19 protein-coding genes are annotated in these 19,248 nt (G+C 42.0%); 16 read left to right on the top strand and 3 right to left on the bottom strand.

What is annotated here, in order from left to right:
* Window positions 1-10: 10 nt before the first annotated feature.
* Window positions 11-145: a YqzM family protein gene (locus C5695_RS12780; protein WP_012010638.1), complete on the bottom strand. Its 135-nt coding sequence runs from the start codon at window positions 143-145 to the stop codon at window positions 11-13.
* A gap of 237 nt (window positions 146-382) precedes the next feature.
* Here C5695_RS12780 and holA point away from each other — a divergent pair, with 237 nt between their 5' ends.
* On the top strand, window positions 383-1,402 hold the full coding sequence (gene holA, locus C5695_RS12775) for a DNA polymerase III subunit delta (RefSeq protein WP_117731056.1): 1,020 nt from the start codon (window positions 383-385) through the stop codon (window positions 1,400-1,402).
* 134 nt (window positions 1,403-1,536) lie between these two features.
* Here holA and rpsT read toward each other — a convergent pair whose 3' ends face one another.
* Window positions 1,537-1,803: a 30S ribosomal protein S20 gene (rpsT, locus tag C5695_RS12770; RefSeq protein WP_117731055.1), complete on the bottom strand. Its 267-nt coding sequence runs from the start codon at window positions 1,801-1,803 to the stop codon at window positions 1,537-1,539.
* Between the two features lie 198 nt (window positions 1,804-2,001).
* Here rpsT and gpr point away from each other — a divergent pair, with 198 nt between their 5' ends.
* From gpr to mtaB, 12 genes are all read left to right on the top strand, one after another.
* Window positions 2,002-3,117, top strand: coding sequence for a GPR endopeptidase (gene gpr, locus C5695_RS12765; RefSeq protein WP_117731054.1), 1,116 nt, complete (start codon window positions 2,002-2,004; stop codon window positions 3,115-3,117).
* A gap of 66 nt (window positions 3,118-3,183) precedes the next feature.
* Window positions 3,184-4,392, top strand: a complete 1,209-nt coding sequence (locus C5695_RS12760) for a stage II sporulation protein P (protein WP_117731053.1) — start codon at window positions 3,184-3,186, stop codon at window positions 4,390-4,392.
* 13 nt (window positions 4,393-4,405) lie between these two features.
* On the top strand, window positions 4,406-4,738 hold the full coding sequence (locus C5695_RS12755) for a YqxA family protein (RefSeq protein ID WP_117731052.1): 333 nt from the start codon (window positions 4,406-4,408) through the stop codon (window positions 4,736-4,738).
* A gap of 166 nt (window positions 4,739-4,904) precedes the next feature.
* Complete coding sequence (gene lepA / locus C5695_RS12750) at window positions 4,905-6,743, top strand: translation elongation factor 4 (RefSeq protein ID WP_117731051.1); 1,839 nt, start codon at window positions 4,905-4,907, stop codon at window positions 6,741-6,743.
* A 113-nt stretch (window positions 6,744-6,856) separates the two neighbouring features.
* A complete protein-coding gene (gene hemW, locus C5695_RS12745) occupies window positions 6,857-7,996 on the top strand; it encodes a radical SAM family heme chaperone HemW (RefSeq protein WP_117731050.1) in 1,140 nt (379 codons plus the stop codon).
* An 81-nt stretch (window positions 7,997-8,077) separates the two neighbouring features.
* Window positions 8,078-9,109 carry a heat-inducible transcriptional repressor HrcA gene (gene hrcA, locus C5695_RS12740; RefSeq protein ID WP_117731049.1) on the top strand — a complete coding sequence of 344 codons (1,032 nt, stop codon included), beginning with the start codon at window positions 8,078-8,080 and terminating at the stop codon, window positions 9,107-9,109.
* A gap of 63 nt (window positions 9,110-9,172) precedes the next feature.
* Window positions 9,173-9,730, top strand: coding sequence for a nucleotide exchange factor GrpE (gene grpE, locus C5695_RS12735; protein ID WP_117731048.1), 558 nt, complete (start codon window positions 9,173-9,175; stop codon window positions 9,728-9,730).
* 24 nt (window positions 9,731-9,754) lie between these two features.
* Entirely contained in the window at window positions 9,755-11,593 is a 1,839-nt protein-coding gene (gene dnaK, locus C5695_RS12730; protein WP_117731047.1) for a molecular chaperone DnaK, read from the top strand.
* A 165-nt stretch (window positions 11,594-11,758) separates the two neighbouring features.
* On the top strand, window positions 11,759-12,892 hold the full coding sequence (gene dnaJ, locus C5695_RS12725) for a molecular chaperone DnaJ (RefSeq protein ID WP_117731046.1): 1,134 nt from the start codon (window positions 11,759-11,761) through the stop codon (window positions 12,890-12,892).
* A gap of 22 nt (window positions 12,893-12,914) precedes the next feature.
* Window positions 12,915-13,850 (top strand): 50S ribosomal protein L11 methyltransferase, encoded by a 936-nt coding sequence (gene prmA, locus C5695_RS12720; RefSeq protein WP_117731045.1) that lies wholly within the window; start codon window positions 12,915-12,917, stop codon window positions 13,848-13,850.
* Window positions 13,851-13,873: 23 nt separating this feature from the next.
* Entirely contained in the window at window positions 13,874-14,644 is a 771-nt protein-coding gene (locus C5695_RS12715; protein WP_117731044.1) for a 16S rRNA (uracil(1498)-N(3))-methyltransferase, read from the top strand.
* Window positions 14,644-16,002: a tRNA (N(6)-L-threonylcarbamoyladenosine(37)-C(2))-methylthiotransferase MtaB gene (gene mtaB, locus C5695_RS12710; protein WP_117731043.1), complete on the top strand. Its 1,359-nt coding sequence runs from the start codon at window positions 14,644-14,646 to the stop codon at window positions 16,000-16,002. Before C5695_RS12715 ends, mtaB begins: the two co-directional genes overlap by 1 nt.
* Window positions 16,003-16,043: 41 nt before the next feature.
* Here the strand turns inward: mtaB and C5695_RS12705 are convergent, their stop codons facing one another.
* Complete coding sequence (locus tag C5695_RS12705) at window positions 16,044-16,973, bottom strand: Na/Pi symporter (protein WP_117731042.1); 930 nt, start codon at window positions 16,971-16,973, stop codon at window positions 16,044-16,046.
* Window positions 16,974-17,155: 182 nt separating this feature from the next.
* Between C5695_RS12705 and rpsU the strand changes: the two genes are divergently transcribed.
* The 3 genes from rpsU (at window position 17,156) to C5695_RS12690 (ending at window position 19,248) form a co-directional block, all read left to right on the top strand.
* Entirely contained in the window at window positions 17,156-17,329 is a 174-nt protein-coding gene (gene rpsU, locus C5695_RS12700) for a 30S ribosomal protein S21 (RefSeq protein ID WP_003152957.1), read from the top strand.
* A gap of 14 nt (window positions 17,330-17,343) precedes the next feature.
* Window positions 17,344-17,793, top strand: coding sequence for a GatB/YqeY domain-containing protein (locus tag C5695_RS12695; protein WP_117731041.1), 450 nt, complete (start codon window positions 17,344-17,346; stop codon window positions 17,791-17,793).
* A 141-nt stretch (window positions 17,794-17,934) separates the two neighbouring features.
* Window positions 17,935-19,248 carry an NfeD family protein gene (locus C5695_RS12690; RefSeq protein ID WP_117731040.1) on the top strand — a complete coding sequence of 438 codons (1,314 nt, stop codon included), beginning with the start codon at window positions 17,935-17,937 and terminating at the stop codon, window positions 19,246-19,248.

Below are 19,248 nucleotides of genomic sequence, written 5' to 3'. Positions count from 1 at the left end.
AATCATGAAGTTAAGATCCAACGAGGTGTATAATTGTTGCCAAAATAAACATTGAGGCGAAAAATCCGAATGTGACGATAAAACCAACGGCTGAGTCGGTCACATCATTCCGCTTGCTTTGAACATTTTTTTCAAATTCATTCATTTTCATCCCTCCTGGCTAATTTTAGTATACTTGAACTCATTTGGAATTGCTAGAAGGTAAAGTAACCGTTTTCCATTTTCATGATCATTTTATGAATATCGTCTGACAGCGAGCTGACCCGGGAGCTTGCACCAGACGTTTACTATAAATGAGGAGGCGGCACTTTCAGCTTCCTCTTTACTAATGTCTTCACACACTTTAGGATAGAGGAGGAAGTGAAAGAGAGGGATTCAATTTATGGTTTTTGAGGTTTGGAACAATTTAAAAAGAGGGGATATCCATCCCGTTTATTGCTTATATGGGAAAGAAACGTATTTACTGCAAGAAACAGCCGCTAAATTGAGACAAGCTGTGGTAGATGAGGAAACGAAGGATTTTAATTACTCCGTTTTTGATATGGAAGAGGTGCCGCTGGAACAGGCTGTGACAGATGCAGAAACATTTCCATTCATGGGAGAAAGGCGTCTCGTTGTGATCAAGAATCCTTATTTTCTTACAGCAGAAAAGAAAAAGGAAAAGATTGAGCATGAGCTTTCAGTGTTAGAAGCTTATTTAGAAAAGCCAGCGCCTTATACGATTCTTGTGCTATTAGCGCCATATGAAAAACTGGATGAACGCAAGAAAATCACCAAGCTACTAAAAAAGAAAGCAGCTGTCGTTGAGGCAAAAGAATTAAACCCTAAAGAAACAACGGATTTCACCATGACACTGGTGAAGACAGAAGGTAAGACGATCACATCTGAAGCGGCAGAGCAGCTTGTGATGCTGTGCGGCGGGAGCCTATCCTCGCTGTTTCAAGAGGTGAGAAAGCTGAGTACATATATTGGAGAGCGAGAGAAAATTGAATTAGCGGATGTCAATCAGCTCGTTGCAAGAAGCTTAGAACAGAATATTTTCGAGCTGATTAACCAAATCGTCAACAGACGCCGCACTCTGGCCATGCAGATGTTTTATGACTTGCTGAAGCAAAATGAGGAACCCATTAAAATATTGGCACTCATCTCAACTCAATTTCGCTTGATTTTGCAGACGAAGTACTTCGCTCAGCAAGGATATGGACAAAAACAAATTGCATCAAATCTAAAAGTCCATCCATTCCGTGTCAAACTTGCGATGGATCAGGCAAGACTATTTTCAGAAGAAGAACTAAAGCAAATCGTCAAAGAGCTCTCAACGATCGACTATGAAATGAAAACCGGTAAAAAGGACAAGCAGCTATTGCTAGAATTGTTCCTGCTTCGATTACTAGGCGCTTAAACATAAAAAAACGACCTTCTCAAAAGAGGGTCGTTTTTGTTTAGATGTATAATTGCCAGTCTGTCCTTATGGCTAAGCCGGTCAGGACGGACGTACAGTTAAACAGGTGCCTCATCACTGAGGCGTTGCAAGCATTATGCAGAAAGTCCGTTTACTTGTTTAGCAAGTCTTGATTTGTAACGCGCAGCTGCGTTTTTGTGTACAAGACCAGTTTTAACGGCTTTGTCAATGCGTTTCGCAGCAGAAGAAAGAGCAGCTTTTGCTTGCTCAGCATCGTTGTTAGCTACAGAAACTTCAACTTGTTTAATCGCAGTACGCATCGCAGACTTGACTGTTGCGTTTTGTGCACGGCGTTCGTTATTCGTTTTTGTACGTTTGATCGCTGATTTAATATTTGGCATATGTTTCACCTCCTAAGATACAACCTAAACACAATTGTCTTAAGGTTAAATCTTCACAATAGAACAAATTGTATTCTATCAAACACACCTTTAGAATGCAATATAAATGTAAAGTATTTTTCATTGATGAAGCGCTCGAATGTTTCTTGAAAGAGATGGAAAGACTACTGATAATTACTTGGTGGAAGGAGTCTTTTTATGGAGAAGCAGAAACTTGATTTAAGCGCTTATCAAATTCGGACAGACTTGGCTGTTGAAACAAAAGAGATACTAGAACAAGAGAACGATCCGAATGTCGTCAAAAAGGACGGAATTCAAGGGATTGTCGAAAAGGAAAAAGAGGAGCACGGCATCCGTATACGCACGGTGGAGATCACGAAAGAAGGGGAGGAGCTGACGAGCAAAAAGGCAGGAACATACTTAACGCTTGAGGCGCAAGGCATTCGGGAGAAGGATTCTGAGATGCAAGAAAAAGTCGTCGAAGTCTTTGCTCGTCACTTTTCGCAGTTTTTAAAAGATCGAGGAATTCAGGCTGAGGCGAGCTGTCTTGTAGTAGGACTAGGAAACTGGAATGTCACGCCAGATGCGTTAGGTCCGCTCACAGTTGAAAACTTGCTTGTGACCCGGCACCTCTTTGAATTGCAGCCGGAAAATGTACAGGAAGGATATCGTCCAGTGTCTTCTTTATCACCGGGTGTAATGGGACTGACCGGTATTGAAACAAGTGACATTATACAAGGTGTCATCGAACGGTCTAAACCTGATTTTGTCATTGCAATCGATGCCCTTGCTGCTCGTGCAGTGGAACGGGTGAATACGACAATTCAAATCTCTGATACAGGCATCCATCCCGGTTCAGGTGTAGGGAATAAGAGAAAAGAATTAAGCAAAGAAACTTTGGGGATTCCGGTGATTGCCATTGGTGTTCCGACAGTGGTAGATGCAGTCACCATTGCAAGTGACACAATTGACTATGTCTTAAAGCATTTTGGTAGAGAACTGAAAGATGATAGGCCGTCCCGTTCTCTTGTGCCGGCTGGTTTGACGTTTGGAAAGAAAAAAGTGCTAAACGAAGAAGACTTACCAGACGAGGAAACGCGTCAATCCTTCTTAGGTATTGTAGGAACTCTTCCTGAAGAAGAGAAACGACAGCTCATCCATGAAGTACTTGCGCCGCTAGGGCAAAATCTCATGGTCACGCCTAAGGAAGTCGATACATTCATTGATGATATGGCAAACGTGCTTGCCAATGGATTAAACACAGCACTCCATCAAAAAATCTCTCAAGATAACATGGGTTCTTATAATCATTAATCGGTTCTACTTTCTCTAGCTCGCTCATAGTGTAATTACTAGAAAGCGTGCTGGAGGGAGTAAATCATGAAAAAAAGACCCCGCCGTCCTCGACAGTTGGTCGTTGCGATTAATGGAACAAAAGTAGTCAAAAGTATTTTCTTATTTATTGCCTCTCTTGTTGTGGTGTTTGTGATGTCAGGAGCGTTGACATCTTTAAAGCCGGAGCTGAGACCGCAAGCCTCGCTATATGGTGTAGCAGATGAGCTTTCCGGGGCGTTTTTCGCCACCTTAATGGGCATGGAAAACCAATATTTCGCCTCAGCAGTTCCGAAAGATCAAAAAGGGTTTCATTTCTCTGGACTGTCACTCAAGCTTGCGACAAGTATTAATTTAGAAGATCCCCGTAGTTTTCTAGGGAGAGAACTGCCAGGCTTTGAACATTTTGATACAAAAATCATCTTAGCGGGTGAAGGAACAGACTATACCAACATGCCAATGGAATCGCCGCCGCCAAGTGAAGTCATCAAAGATGAAAAAGAAGCAAACCTGGCTGAGCTGGACAAGCTCGACAAAGACGTGCCGAAAAAGCCTGCGAAAGAGCCGGACCGGTCGACAGGAAAACGGAAAGCCGTTTACATTTATCACACACATAATACGGAATCATATTTACCATTTTTAAAAGGAGAAACGAATCCAAACAATGCACGGCACTCAAAAGTGAACGTTACCCTTGTCGGTGACATGTTCGGAAAAGCGCTGGATCAGCAAGGAATCGGAAATACGGTCGACAAAACTGAAATTGAAAAACGGCTTCTGCAAAAAGGATTAAAGTATCCCCAGTCTTATAATGAATCAAGATTGGTCGTAAAAGAAGCCTTAGCGAAAAATGATGACCTCGAATATTTAATTGATATCCACCGCGATTCAAGAAGAAAGAAAGACACCACTGTCGAGATCAAAGGGAAAAAATATGCGAGAATTGCATTTGTTGTCGGAAAGAAGAATCAAAGCTATGAGAAAAATCTAAAGCTTGCGACAGAGTTCCACCATTTGATGGAGAAAAAATATAAAGGTCTCAGTGTCGGTGTGTTTGCCAAAGGAGAAATTGGTGATAATGGAATCTATAATCAGGATTTATCTGACAAAGCCCTTCTTTTAGAATTTGGCGGAGTAGATAATAATATGGAAGAATTAAAAAATTCATCCAATGCAGCAGCAGATATTTTCAGCGATATTTTCTGGGACGCAGAAAAGGTGAACGGCAGAGCAAAGGATGAGAAAAAACGTTCTTAAGGTGGTGACGGGCATGGGTTCATTTATCGGAAAAACCATTATTTTAGGATTGGTCTTGCTGTTTGGCGTCTTTTTAGGAATGCAGCAGGCGAATAATGGCATGCTGCAAATGAAGGGCTACCATGATCCGCAATTAAAAGGTGCTTTCTCCATTCAAATGAACGACGACAAAGAAAGAGAAGCGTCCATTTTAGGAACGGCTGTTACAGAAAAAGATCTTGCCGAAAAACAAAAGCAGCTTGAGGAAATAGAGAGCTTTAATGCCTTCTCCAAGGCAGGAAAAGCGCTATCTGATGGCATGACACATGCAGCGCGTTCTCTTTATGATTGGGTGAATGGGAAATAAACCAATCAATTGAACACTATATGGATTTTATTTTATGAGATATCATCCTTTTGATAAAAGCCGCTGATCGATGAGCGGCTTTTCTTGATTTCGATTGAATCTTTACATCCCTATTGATATAATCTAAGCTAGCGCAACCCGCGTTTTATAGTAGGAGTGATAGATTGTGACAGATAAAGAAAAACGATTAGAACGGCAATCAAGAATTCGAAATTTCTCCATTATCGCCCATATTGACCATGGGAAATCTACATTGGCTGACCGTATATTAGAAAAAACAGCGACGATTACACAGCGAGAAATGAAAGAACAATTACTTGATTCCATGGACTTAGAGCGTGAACGCGGCATAACGATTAAATTAAACTCTGTCCAGCTGAAATATAAGGCGAAGGATGGAGAAGAATATATTATGCACCTGATTGATACACCAGGGCATGTCGACTTCACCTATGAGGTATCTCGAAGCCTAGCTGCTTGTGAAGGTGCCATTCTTGTAGTAGATGCAGCACAAGGAATTGAAGCACAGACACTTGCGAATGTTTATTTAGCTCTTGATAACAACTTAGAAATTCTTCCGATTATCAATAAAATCGATCTGCCAAGTGCAGAACCTGAACGAGTAAGAGCAGAAATTGAAGATGTCATCGGGTTGGATGCGTCTGAAGCTGTTCTCACCTCTGCTAAGGCGGGCATTGGGATCGAGGATATTTTAGAACAAATCGTTGAAAAGGTACCGGCACCTGCTGGAGATCCAGAAGCACCGCTTCAAGCCCTTATTTTTGATTCCCTCTACGATGCGTATCGCGGTGTTATTGCGTACATACGAATTGTTGAAGGCACCGTAAAACCTGGTCAGAAAATCAAAATGATGGCGACAGGTAAAGAGTTTGAAGTACTTGAAGTCGGCGTTTTCACACCGAAAGCGATGCCAACAGACGAACTCACCGTGGGAGATGTTGGCTACTTAACAGCTGCGATTAAAAATGTCGGAGATACACGTGTAGGGGATACGATTACAAGTGCGGAAAACCCTGCGAAAGAAGCTCTGCCTGGATACAGAAAGCTGAACCCAATGGTGTACTGCGGCCTTTATCCAATCGACACAGCGAAATATAACGACTTGCGTGAAGCGTTAGAAAAGCTTGAATTAAATGATTCTTCACTTCAATATGAGGCAGAGACATCCCAAGCACTTGGCTTCGGCTTCCGCTGCGGCTTCCTTGGAATGCTTCATATGGAAATCATCCAAGAACGGATTGAGCGTGAATTTAAAATCGACCTCATTACGACAGCGCCAAGTGTTATTTACGATGTGTATATGACAGACGGAGAAAAAATCGTTGTAGATAACCCATCCAATTTGCCTGATCCGCAAAAGATTGAGCGAATTGAAGAACCATACGTGAAAGCGACGATGATGGTGCCGAATGACTATGTAGGCTCAGTCATGGAGCTTTGCCAAGGAAAGCGCGGTCATTTCATTGACATGCAATACCTTGATGCAAACCGCGTAAGCATTGTGTACGAAATCCCTTTGGCAGAGATCGTGTACGAATTCTTTGACCAGCTAAAGTCCAACACAAAAGGCTATGCATCATTTGACTATGAGCTGATTGGCTATCGCCCATCTACTCTAGTGAAAATGGACATCATGCTGAATAGCGAAAAAATCGATGCCCTTTCCTTTATTGTTCACCGCGATTACGCATATGAACGAGGCAAGATCATCGTAGAAAAGCTGAAAGAACTCATTCCACGCCAGCACTTTGAAGTACCAGTTCAGGCGGCGATTGGTCAAAAAATCGTGGCTCGTTCTACCATTAAAGCGATGCGTAAAAACGTACTTGCAAAATGTTACGGTGGAGACATTTCCCGGAAAAGAAAGCTTCTTGAGAAGCAAAAAGAAGGGAAAAAGCGCATGAAGCAAGTGGGTTCTGTTGAAGTCCCGCAAGAAGCATTCATGGCTGTGCTGAAGATGGACGACAGCACACCGAAAAAATAACATCCACAAGGCAACCTGCTTTACAATGTCAGCCTTGGCGTTTATAGTCGAAAACAAACAAAGGTGCCGCAGCGATAAACTGCGGCTCTTTACCTGTAAAGAAGGTGTCTCAAATGAAAGCAGCATACATTCACATTCCATTTTGTGAGCACATTTGCCACTATTGTGATTTCAATAAATTTTTCATTAAAACGCAGCCAGTCGATGAATATTTAGCGGCACTTGAAAAAGAGATGCAGCATACGATCGATCAAAAAGGCGAGCAAGAACTAAAGACAATCTTTATTGGTGGAGGAACGCCGACATCCCTGACCGTCAGCCAGCTGGATCAGCTCATGAACAGCATCCACCGTGTGTTGAAGCCGACAAAAAAACTGGTTGAATTTGCAGTGGAAGCGAACCCAGATGAATTATCACTCGAAAAATTGCATGTATTAAAAGCATCCGGCGTCAATCGGCTAAGCTTTGGCGTCCAAACCTTTGAAGATGATTTACTCAAAAAAATCGGACGAGTTCATCAAAAGAAAGATGTCCTCACGTCCTTCCAGCGAGCAAGAGAGGTTGGATTTGACAACATTAGCCTTGACCTCATGTTTGGCTTGCCGCATCAAGAAAAGCATCATGTCATGAATTCACTTGAGACAGCTTTCTTATTAGGAGCAGAGCATTATTCTGTCTACTCACTGATTGTGGAGCCGAAAACGGTGTTTTACAACTTAATGCAAAAAGGAAAACTGCATTTACCGCCTCAAGAACGTGAGGCTGAAATGTATGAGCTTGTGATGGATGAAATGGAGCGCCATGGATTAAAGCAATACGAAATCAGTAATTACGCCAAACCAGGCTTTGAAAGCCAGCATAACCTCACCTATTGGAGCAATGAAGATTACTTCGGTTTTGGTGCAGGGGCACACGGGTATGTAGATGGCGTCCGAAATGTGAACGCAGGGCCAGTGAAGCATTACTTGGAGCTGATTGAGCAAACAGGGTTCCCATATAAAGAAACGCATCAAGTCACAAAAGCAGAACAGATAGAAGAAGAAATGTTTTTAGGTCTTCGAAAAATCGAAGGGGTGAAAAGTGCCGATTTCCAAGCCAAATATGGTGCTACACCAGAAGTTCTTTTTTCCTCTGTTCTTGAAGATTTAGAAGAAAAAGGTCTCATTGTAAAAGATGACATCGGAATTCGTTTAACAAGAAAAGGAAAATTGTTAGGGAATGAAGTATTTCAAGCGTTTCTCGGTGAGTTATAATTGACATTTTAATTTGAGTTTGGTAATTTTGTTTATACAATTAGCACTCGTTGAAAGAGAGTGCTAACAGGGGTGATGATGATGTTAACAAATCGTCAGCTTTTGATTCTGCAAGTCATCATTAATGACTTTATTCGCTCGGCGCAGCCAGTTGGATCAAGGACTCTTTCTAAAAAAGAAGACATCACATTCAGCTCTGCGACGATAAGAAACGAAATGGCTGATTTGGAGGAACTTGGTTTTATTGAAAAAACCCATTCTTCATCAGGAAGAATTCCTTCAGAAAAAGGATATCGTTATTATGTAGATCATTTGCTCTCTCCGCGTAAACTGTCGTCTAAAGAGCTTGTGCTCATCCAATCGGCGTTTCAGGAGAAAATTTTTGAGCTGGAAAAAACAGTTCAAAAATCGGCGGAAATTTTATCAGATCTCACAAACTATACTTCGATTGTGCTTGGTCCAAAGCTAAGTGAAAATCGATTAAAGCAAATTCAGCTTGTCCCGGTTCAGCCAAACAAAGCAGTAGCGATTATGATTACGGACAGCGGGCACGTTGAAAACAAAACCATTACCTTCTCTGAGTATCTCGATGTCTCCGATATTGAGAAGCTGATGAATATTTTGAATAGCCGCTTAGCTGGCGTCCCAATGGACCAGCTGAAGGACAGGATGTATAAAGAAGTCGTGATGCTTCTACGCACGCATTTAAAAGATTATGATCACATTTTAGATGCGCTGGGCAACACTTTTACTTCAACACAAAATGAATCAAAACTTTTCTTTGGCGGGAAGATTAATATGCTGAATCAGCCAGAATTTCATGACATCGACCGCATTCGCTCACTCATGATGCTGATTGAGCAAAAAAAGGATGTCATGCAGCTGTTTCATCCAAACCAGCAAGGAATCACCATTAAAATCGGTTCAGAAAACAATTTGGAAGCAATGGAGAATTGCAGCTTGATCACAGCCACTTATTCGATTGATCACAAATCACTCGGCTCCATTGCCATCATCGGACCAACCCGTATGGACTACGGGCGGGTGGTCAGTCTTTTGCATCATGTATCAAAAGACTTGTCAAACGCACTTTCCAATTTGTATGATGAGTAGGGTGATAAAAGATAGGGGCACAGCCCCTTCGGATTTTAGAATCTTTTGAGGGAGGTGAACACAATGTCAGAAGAAAAACAGACACCTGAGCAAGAAGCAGAGGTTGAAGCACAAGAAGAAGCAGTTCAAGCAGATACTGAGGAAGTAACACAAGATGAACAGTCTGCCTTCCAAGAGAAAATTGATGAATTGCAGCAGCTTCTAGATGAAAAAGAAAACAAGATTCTGCGTGTTCAAGCAGATTTTGAAAACTATAAACGCCGTGCTCGAACTGAAGTGGAGACCGTGCAAAAATATCGTTCTCAACATGTTGTCAGCGATCTTCTCCCAGCTCTTGACAACTTTGAAAGAGCGCTTGGAATTGATCCAGACAATGAGCAGACGAAAAGTTTGTTAGAAGGAATGCAAATGGTTTACCGCCAGCTGGTAGAAGCGTTGAAAAATGAAGGCGTTGAACCAATTGAAGCTGTCGGCAAAGAGTTCGATCCAAACCTTCATCAAGCCGTCATGCAAGTTGAAGATGAAAACTTCGATTCAAACATCGTAGTAGAAGAATTGCAAAAGGGCTATATACTCAAAGACCGAGTTATTCGTCCATCAATGGTAAAAGTAAATCAATAACTACATAATGGGAGGTCATCGATTATGAGTAAAATCATTGGGATTGACTTAGGAACAACAAACTCATGTGTTGCAGTACTTGAAGGCGGAGAGCCAAAAGTCATTGCAAACGCTGAAGGAGCACGTACAACACCATCTGTTGTCGCTTTTAAAAACGGAGAGCGCCAAGTGGGTGAAGTAGCGAAACGCCAATCAATTACAAACCCGAACACGATCATGTCTGTTAAAAGACATATGGGTACAGACTATAAAGTAGAAGTTGAAGGCAAGAACTATACACCGCAGGAAATCTCTGCAATCATCCTTCAACACCTTAAATCTTACGCTGAAAGCTATCTTGGCGAAGAAGTAACAAAAGCTGTTATCACAGTTCCTGCTTACTTCAACGATGCAGAACGCCAAGCAACAAAAGATGCTGGTAAAATTGCTGGTCTAGAAGTAGAACGTATCATCAACGAACCAACAGCAGCTGCACTTGCTTATGGTTTAGATAAAACAGAAGAAGATCAAACGATTCTTGTATACGACCTTGGTGGCGGTACATTTGACGTGTCAGTTCTTGAGCTTGGAGACGGCGTCTTTGAAGTACGCTCAACTGCTGGGGACAACCGCTTAGGTGGAGACGATTTTGACCAAGTCATCATTGATCATCTAGTAGCTGAATTCAAAAAAGAAAACGGCATTGACCTTTCTAAAGATAAAATGGCGCTTCAGCGTTTAAAAGATGCTGCTGAAAAAGCGAAAAAAGATCTTTCAGGTGTATCATCTACACAAATTTCATTGCCATTTATCACTGCTGGAGAAGCAGGACCTCTTCACCTTGAATTAACGTTAACTCGTGCTAAATTTGAAGAGCTTTCTGCTGAGCTTGTAGAGCGTACAATGACACCTGTACGTCAATCACTGAAAGATGCTGGTCTATCTGCTAGCGAGATTGATAAAGTCATCCTTGTCGGTGGATCAACTCGTATTCCTGCAGTACAAGAAGCAATCAAAAAAGAAACAGGTAAAGAGCCTCATAAAGGGGTAAACCCTGATGAAGTGGTTGCACTTGGTGCAGCTATCCAAGGTGGAGTTATCACTGGAGATGTCAAAGACGTAGTTCTTCTTGACGTCACACCACTTTCTCTAGGAATTGAAACAATGGGCGGCGTATTCACGAAGCTGATTGAACGTAATACAACAATTCCAACAAGTAAATCTCAAGTGTTCTCAACGGCTGCTGACAACCAAACAGCTGTAGACATCCATGTCTTGCAAGGTGAGCGACCAATGGCAACAGATAATAAAACATTAGGCCGCTTCCAATTGACAGACATTCCACCAGCACCACGCGGCGTACCACAAATCGAAGTATCGTTTGATATCGATAAAAATGGTATTGTCAACGTACGTGCAAAAGATATGGGAACTGGTAAAGAACAAAACATCACAATCAAATCTTCTTCAGGTCTTTCTGATGATGAGATCGAAAAAATGGTCAAAGAAGCAGAAGAAAATGCTGAAGCAGATGCGAAGAAAAAAGAAGAAATCGAAGTGCGCAATGAAGCAGATCAATTAGTGTTTACAACTGAAAAAACATTAAAAGATCTAGAAGGCAAAATCGATGAAGAGCAAGTGAAAAAAGCAAACGACGCGAAAGATGCACTAAAAGCTGCGATCGAAAAAGGTGAGCTTGAAGACATCAAAGCGAAAAAAGATGAGCTGCAAACAATCGTTCAAGAACTAACGACAAAGCTCTATGAAGAAGCTGCAAAACAAGCACAAGCTCAGCAAGAAGGCGCTGAAGGTGCTCAAAATGCAGATGACAATGTAGTGGATGCAGAATACGAAGAAGTAAACGACGATCAAGAGAAAAAATAATCACCTTTACTTTTGAAAAAGACTGCTGAAACGTACTCGTCAGAAAGTCAAAGTCAGGATCTCTTGGCTTTGACTTTTTTTCTTTTCAACGATGAAAGGAATTGAAAAAGGTCAAATCAAAATGATACAATCGTATTTATGTGAGAAAATCGGGAGTGTGAAGAGATGAGTAAGCGTGATTACTATGAAGTGCTTGGCGTGAGTAAGAGCGCCTCAAAAGACGAGATCAAAAAGGCATACCGCAAGCTTTCAAAAAAGTATCACCCTGATATTAATAAAGAAGCGGGCTCAGATGAGAAATTCAAAGAAGTAAAAGAAGCCTATGAAGCCCTATCTGATGATCAAAAGCGGTCGCAATATGACCAGTTCGGTCATACTGATCCAAACCAAGGCTTTGGCGGCGGCGGTTTTGGTGGTGGAGGAGACTTTGGCGGCTTCGGCGGCTTTGATGACATCTTCTCAAGTATTTTTGGCGGCGGAGCCAGAAGAAGAGATCCAAATGCACCGCGTCAAGGAGCAGACCTGCAATATACAATGACGCTTTCTTTTGAAGAAGCGGCATTTGGGAAAGAAGCAACGATTGAGATTCCTCGCGAGGAATCATGTGAAACATGTCATGGATCAGGTGCAAAGCCTGGGACAGAAGCGAAGACTTGTTCACATTGCGGCGGCTCAGGTCAATTAAATGTGGAACAATCAACGCCGTTTGGTAAAGTAGTCAACCGCAGAGTGTGTAACTACTGTAGTGGAACAGGAAAACAAATCGATCACAAATGTTCTACATGTGGCGGCTCTGGTAAAGTGCGTAAGCGTAAGAAAATCAATGTGACGATTCCAGCAGGTGTTGACGACGGTCAGCAGCTCAGAGTGTCTGGTCAAGGGGAACCAGGTGTAAATGGAGGACCTCCAGGCGATCTGTTTGTTGTATTCCATGTGCGTGCGCATGAATTCTTCGAACGTGACGGAGATGACATCTACTGCGAAATGCCGCTAACCTTTGCGCAGGCTGCATTAGGTGACGAAATTGAAGTACCAACACTACATGGTAAAGTGAAATTGAAAGTTCCTGCTGGCACACAAACTGGTACGAAGTTTAGACTCAAAGGAAAAGGTGTGAAAAATGTACGTGGCTATGGTCAAGGCGATCAGCATATCGTCGTACGAGTCGTCACACCGACAAATTTAACAGACAATCAAAAAGATATCATCAGAAAATTTGCTGAAGTGAGCGGGAATAAACCGGACGAACAAGAAATGAGTTTTTTCGATAAGGTAAAACGCGCATTTAAAGGCGAGTAAGACGGATAAGGAGTTGGTAGTATTGAAGTGGTCAGAAATTAGCGTCCATACAACAAATGAAGCGGTGGAACCGATCACCAATATTTTGCATGAAGCAGGTGCAAGTGGTGTCGTGATTGAGGACCCGCTTGATTTAATCAAGGAACGTGAAAATGTATACGGTGAGATCTACCAGCTCGATCCGAATGACTATCCTGATGAAGGGGTCATCGTGAAAGCCTATCTTCCGATGAACAGCTTTTTGATGGAAACGGTAGATGAGATCAAAGAAGCCATCAACAATCTTCTTCTATACGATATTGACCTTGGACGAAATACGCTGTCTATTTGTGAAGTGAATGAAGAAGAATGGGCTACCGCATGGAAAAAATACTATCATCCTGTCAAAATCTCAGAAAAATTTACCATCGTTCCTACATGGGAAGAATATACACCTGTTCATTCTGATGAATTGATCATTGAAATGGACCCAGGAATGGCATTTGGAACAGGTACGCATCCAACAACCGTTCTTTGCATCCAGGCACTTGAACGCTATGTGAAGGAAAACGATATGGTGATTGATGTTGGAACAGGCTCTGGGATTTTAAGTGTGGCAGCAGCGATGCTTGGTGCAAAGGACATTCATGCCTTTGATCTCGACACCGTTGCGGTTGAAAGTGCGAAGCAAAACATCGAGCTTAATCGTGTAAGCGAACAAGTGACGGTCAAACAAAACAACTTACTTGATGGAATTTCAGGTGAGCGTGATGTGATCGTTGCCAACATTTTGGCAGAAGTGATTTTGCGCTTTACAGATCAAGCCTATGACTTATTGAAAAAAGATGGTTATTTCATTACATCAGGCATCATTGGACAAAAGAAATTACAAGTCAAAACAGCATTAGAAGAAGCAGGTTTTGACATTGTAGAAGTGCTGTCAATGGAAGATTGGGTCAGCATTATAGCGAAAAAATAAAGCGAGTAGGTGTCAGGACACGTATGCAACGATATTTTATCGACCTCACGAAAGAAGAAGCAATCGCTAAAGGAGTCGTCGTTATAAAAGGTGAAGATGTACATCACCTTTCCAATGTCATGCGGATGAAAGCAGGGCAGGACATCCTTTGCTTAACGACAGATGGCTTTGAAGCGCTCAGTAAAATTGATACAATAACAAAGGAAGAAGTCATTTGTCACCTTGAAGGCTGGACAAATCAGGACAGAGAACTTCCGGTAAAAGTGGCGATTGCAAGCGGCCTCCCAAAAGGAGATAAGCTTGAGCTGATTATCCAAAAAGGCACTGAGCTCGGCGCAAGTGCATTTATCCCGTTTCAAGCGGCTCGTTCTATTACAAAGCTTGACCAAAAAAAGGCGCATAAAAAACGAGAGCGCTGGGAGAAAATCGCCAAAGAAGCTGCCGAGCAGTCCTATCGGAATATGATTCCCCATGTTTATCCAGTATCAACGTTTAAAGAGCTGACTCAATTAGCTGGTGAATTCGATAAATGTGTCGTTGCATACGAAGAATCATCGAAAGAAGGAGAGCAAAGCCGATTTCAAACTGTGCTTCAACAGATGAAAGACGGACAAACCTTGCTAGTGGTTTTTGGCCCAGAAGGCGGTTTGGCAGAAAAGGAGATTGACGAGCTTGAAACGATCGGTGCAGCCATTTGCGGGCTTGGACCACGCATTTTAAGAACGGAAACAGCTCCTCTTTACGCGCTTTCTGCTATATCTTATCAAACAGAGTTATTAAGAGGTGAATCATGATGGGAACAGTAGCGTTCCATACACTTGGCTGTAAGGTCAATCACTATGAAACAGAAGCGATCTGGCAGCTGTTTAAAGAAGCTGGCTATGAAAGAAAAGAGTATGAATCTAAAGCAGACGTATATGTCATTAATACATGTACGGTCACGAATACAGGCGATAAGAAAAGCCGCCAAGTCATTAGAAGAGCCATTCGTCATAACCCGGATGGTGTCATTTGTGTAACAGGCTGTTACGCTCAAACATCTCCAGCAGAAATCATGGCGATTCCTGGCGTTGATATTGTGGTTGGTACACAAGACAGACATAAATTACTTGGTTACATTGAAGAATATCGGAGAGAAAGACAGCCAATTAATGGGGTTGGCAATATCATGAAAGCACGTGTGTTTGAAGAACTTGATGTTCCTGCTTTTACAGACAGAACGCGTGCTTCGTTAAAAATCCAAGAAGGCTGTAACAATTTCTGTACATTCTGCATTATTCCTTGGGCACGCGGACTTCTTCGTTCTCGTGATCCTGAAGAAGTCATCAATCAAGCCCAGCAGCTCGTTGATGCCGGCTATAAAGAAATTGTGTTAACAGGCATTCACACAGGCGGCTACGGAGAAGACTTAAAGGATTATAACTTTGCGAAGCTTCTGAAAGAACTAGATGAACGTGTGGCCGGATTAAAACGAATCCGTATTTCATCTATCGAAGCCAGCCAAATTACAGATGAAGTGATTGAAGTGCTTGATCAGTCAGATAAAATTGTCAGACACCTGCACATCCCGCTTCAATCTGGCTCGAATACTGTACTAAAAAGAATGCGCCGTAAATACACGATGGAATTCTTTGCAGAGCGTTTAACGAAACTGAAACAAGCATTGCCAGGTCTTGCTGTGACCTCTGATGTCATTGTCGGATTCCCTGGAGAAACAGAAGAAGAGTTTTTGGAGACGTACAATTTTGTCAAAGACCATCAATTTTCTGAGCTGCACGTATTCCCTTACAGCAAACGTACAGGTACGCCAGCTGCAAGAATGGAAGATCAAGTGGATGAAAATGTGAAAAACGAACGCGTCCACCGCTTGATTGCTCTTTCTGACCAGCTTGCGAAAGAATATGCATCAGCATATGAAGGGGATGTCCTAGAGATTATTCCCGAAGAATCCTTCAAAGAACAAGAAGGAAACCACAATCTATATGTAGGTTATACCGATAACTATATGAAGGTTGTGTTTGAAGGAACAGAGGACATGATTGGCCGTTTGGTCAAAGTGAAGATCACGAAAGCGGGCTATCCTTATAACGAAGGACAATTCGTCCGTATGAGCGATGATGTGCAAACAGACAAAATGAGAATGACCTCATAATCAATAAAAAACCGGCTGCCAAAAAAGCAAGCCGGTTTCTTTTATTTTGATTGATTTGGTAAAAGACATAAGATCAATGCGTGAAAAGGGCGAATGAAGGGAAAGAAAAGCAATGAGCTTGCCACGTTAAACAGCAGGCTGAAGTGCGCGATTTGCTGGGCTGGGGCGTTTGCGAGATGGGCGACGAATTCTGTAATGAGGGCAAGGAATGGCAGGCATAAAAGCACCCCGAGCACATTAAATACAACGTGTGCGTAAGCCGTTTGACGTGCTGCATAACCTCCAGAAATGGCAGCCATGACCGCAGTAATACATGTCCCAATATTGGATCCTAACACAAAGCTGATGCCTTCCTGAAGCGCAACAGTCCCTTCATTCATAAATCCCATTAAAATGCCGATACAGACAGAGCTTGAATGAACAATCGCGGTAAAAATAGTACCTGAAAGCAGTGCCGTCCAATCAGAATGCTGCATCATTTCAAGAAAGCGTAATGTTTCAGGCTGACTTGTCATCATACCCGCTATTTTAGAAAAGCCTTGAATGCAAAAAAAGATCATCCCAAGCCCAAATACACTTTTTCCTGCATGTCTAACAGAATTTCTGCCAAGCATGATGAATATCAGACCGGCTATGATCAAGACCCACATGAAGACGTCCATTTTAATGGCGATGAATTCTGTCGTAAATGTAGAGCCAATATTGGTTCCAAGGATCATGGGAATTGATTTTTTAAAAGAAAGAATGCCTGTACTGACAAATCCGATCACAATGACCATAAATGCTGAACTACTTTGAAGGATTCCTGTAAACACGATACTAACCAAGAATGCTTTTACGGGATGATCTGTAAAGAGAAGAAGTGATTTCTCGATACGGGCCGATGTGAGCGCCATTAATCCTTTTCTCAGCAACCCCATTGACCATAAAAAAATGAAAATAAGTGCACAAAAATAAATGATCGCCATCATAGAAAAGTCCTCCTCTTACCAATGAATATATGGACTTGTCTACCTGTTCATGACGAAAATATATTTCCAAATCACTTAGTTGACCTCACACGAGGCTTATATTATAATGTCTAGGTACATGTTTTGCATGTATATCTTTTTTTAATGCAGTCGATTGGTGTATTCGGAGGGAGGGAAAGAGAATGTCAAAAACGGTCGTTAGAAAAAACGAATCGCTTGAAGATGCTCTTCGTCGCTTTAAACGCAGTGTATCCAAAACTGGAACATTGCAAGAAGCAAGAAAGCGTGAATTTTATGAAAAGCCTAGCGTAAAGCGTAAGAAAAAGTCTGAAGCTGCTAGAAAACGTAAATTCTAAAGAGGGTGGATTTTATGAGTCTTCTTGAGCAATTAAATTCTGATATGAAGCTTTTTATGAAAAACCGTGAGAAAGACAAGCTTCTTGTCATTCGTATGGTAAAGGCTTCGCTCCAAAATGAAGCAATAAAGCTTAAGAAAGACAGTTTGACCGGCGATGAGGAACTAACCGTCCTTTCCCGCGAGATTAAGCAACGTAAAGACTCCCTCCATGAATTTTCGAAAGCTAATCGCTTAGATTTAGTAGATAAAGTTCAAAAAGAGATTGACATCTTAGACGTTTATTTACCTAAACAACTTTCTGAAGAAGAACTGCAAACGATCGTGAATGAAACGATTGCTGAAACAGGTGCTTCATCAAAGGCTGATATGGGTAAAGTCATGAGCGCTATTATGCCAAAAGTAAAAGGTAAAGCTGATGGAGCTGTCATTAACAGACTTGTCAGCGAGCAGCTGTCTCAATAAAAAAGTATCCTTCTATTGTTAGAAGGGTACTTTTTTTATGCCCTCATGATTCTGTCATATAAAAATGAAACCTATGATACATTTGTAACGTATGTAAAGGAACGGTAAAATGGAAGATAGAGAGGAGGGATCACCAAATAGATGAAAAAAATAAAAGTTTCTATTGCTCTCTTCAGCTGTTTTATAATATGCTTATTATTAGGGGTTCAATTGACCGCGAAATCAGCAGATCAAAATGTTCATGTTATCCCGATTGAAGATACAGTCGAAAAAGGACTTTCTAAGTTCATTGAACGGTCATTTGAGCAGGCAAAGTCGGAGCGAGCAAAACATATTATTCTCGACATTAATACACCAGGTGGTGCAGTCGATGCGGCGCTTGAGATCGCAGATACCATTCGTGCGTCAGATATCCCAGTGACAGCGTTTGTGAATCATAGAGCGCTTTCAGCCGGTGCATTCCTTGCGCTGAGTGCCGATGAAATCTATATGACCCCAAATGGAAAGATGGGGGCTGCTGCGATCATTGACGGAGAAGGCAATGCTGCTGATCAAAAGTCTGAATCTTTGTGGCTTGCTGAAATGAGTGATGCTGCCGAAAAGCAGGGGCGAGATCCGAAGTATGCGCTTGCGATGGCTGATCCAGACATAGACGCAAAAGACGCTGGTGCACCAAAAGGAGAACTGCTCACCTTTAATACAGACAGAGCGCTTCAATTTGGTTACGCAGAAGGCGAAGCGAAGAATATAGATGACTTGCTTCAGAAACTGAACTTAACAGACGTTTCTGTTCAATACGATGAGGTGAGCTTTGCTGAAAAGGTTGCGCGCTTTCTCACGCATCCAATCGTCATTCCAATCCTCTTATCCATTGCAAGCTTAGGGTTAATCGTTGAGCTCTATTCACCCGGCTTTGGTGTTCCAGGGACGATGGGTGTGACAGCGCTTCTTTTATTCTTTTATGGTCATCTCGTGGCAGGATTTGCAGGATACGAGACCTTATTCCTGTTTTTAGCGGGAATTGCGCTCATTATCCTTGAATTGGTATTGCCAGGGGGAATCATAGGTGCTATCGGATTGATCTGTGTCGTTGTCAGCTTATTTTTAGCAGCTGGAAGCTTTACAGAAATGGCGATTTCCATCTTGATTGCCACTGCTGTTTCAATCATAGCAGTGATTATATTGACAAAGGTGTTGGGGAAACGTATGAAGTTCTTTAAAAAGTTCATTTTAACCGATTCAACAAACAAAGAAAGTGGTTATGTCTCCAATGAAACAAGAGAAGATCTTGTTGGACAGATCGCTGTTACATTAACAGCACTTCGCCCATCTGGGACGGCTGTACTCGGAGATGAGCGCATTGACGTTGTATCTGAAGGTGCGTTTATTGACAAAGATGAACAGGTTAAAATCGTTAAAGCGGAAGGCTCACGCATTGTCGTGAGGAAAGTATAG

This window comes from Bacillus pumilus (assembly GCF_003431975.1).
GTDB classification, from domain to species: Bacteria; Bacillota; Bacilli; order Bacillales; family Bacillaceae; genus Bacillus; species Bacillus pumilus_N.
Note: the sequence above shows the minus strand (reverse complement) of the source record. Positions and strands in the feature narration are given on the sequence as shown.

Bases quoted from the DNA above. Each gene is read 5' to 3' on its own strand.
- C5695_RS12780 (WP_012010638.1), bottom strand. From the start codon at position 145: ATGAATGAATTTGAAAAAAATGTTCAAAGCAAGCGGAATGATGTGACC.
- holA (WP_117731056.1), top strand. From the start codon at position 383: ATGGTTTTTGAGGTTTGGAACAATTTAAAAAGAGGGGATATCCATCCC.
- rpsT (WP_117731055.1), bottom strand. From the start codon at position 1,803: ATGCCAAATATTAAATCAGCGATCAAACGTACAAAAACGAATAACGAA.
- gpr (WP_117731054.1), top strand. From the start codon at position 2,002: ATGGAGAAGCAGAAACTTGATTTAAGCGCTTATCAAATTCGGACAGAC.
- C5695_RS12760 (WP_117731053.1), top strand. From the start codon at position 3,184: ATGAAAAAAAGACCCCGCCGTCCTCGACAGTTGGTCGTTGCGATTAAT.
- C5695_RS12755 (WP_117731052.1), top strand. From the start codon at position 4,406: ATGGGTTCATTTATCGGAAAAACCATTATTTTAGGATTGGTCTTGCTG.
- hemW (WP_117731050.1), top strand. From the start codon at position 6,857: ATGAAAGCAGCATACATTCACATTCCATTTTGTGAGCACATTTGCCAC.
- hrcA (WP_117731049.1), top strand. From the start codon at position 8,078: ATGTTAACAAATCGTCAGCTTTTGATTCTGCAAGTCATCATTAATGAC.
- grpE (WP_117731048.1), top strand. From the start codon at position 9,173: ATGTCAGAAGAAAAACAGACACCTGAGCAAGAAGCAGAGGTTGAAGCA.
- dnaK (WP_117731047.1), top strand. From the start codon at position 9,755: ATGAGTAAAATCATTGGGATTGACTTAGGAACAACAAACTCATGTGTT.
- dnaJ (WP_117731046.1), top strand. From the start codon at position 11,759: ATGAGTAAGCGTGATTACTATGAAGTGCTTGGCGTGAGTAAGAGCGCC.
- C5695_RS12715 (WP_117731044.1), top strand. From the start codon at position 13,874: ATGCAACGATATTTTATCGACCTCACGAAAGAAGAAGCAATCGCTAAA.
- mtaB (WP_117731043.1), top strand. From the start codon at position 14,644: ATGGGAACAGTAGCGTTCCATACACTTGGCTGTAAGGTCAATCACTAT.
- C5695_RS12705 (WP_117731042.1), bottom strand. From the start codon at position 16,973: ATGATGGCGATCATTTATTTTTGTGCACTTATTTTCATTTTTTTATGG.
- rpsU (WP_003152957.1), top strand. From the start codon at position 17,156: ATGTCAAAAACGGTCGTTAGAAAAAACGAATCGCTTGAAGATGCTCTT.
- C5695_RS12695 (WP_117731041.1), top strand. From the start codon at position 17,344: ATGAGTCTTCTTGAGCAATTAAATTCTGATATGAAGCTTTTTATGAAA.
- C5695_RS12690 (WP_117731040.1), top strand. From the start codon at position 17,935: ATGAAAAAAATAAAAGTTTCTATTGCTCTCTTCAGCTGTTTTATAATA.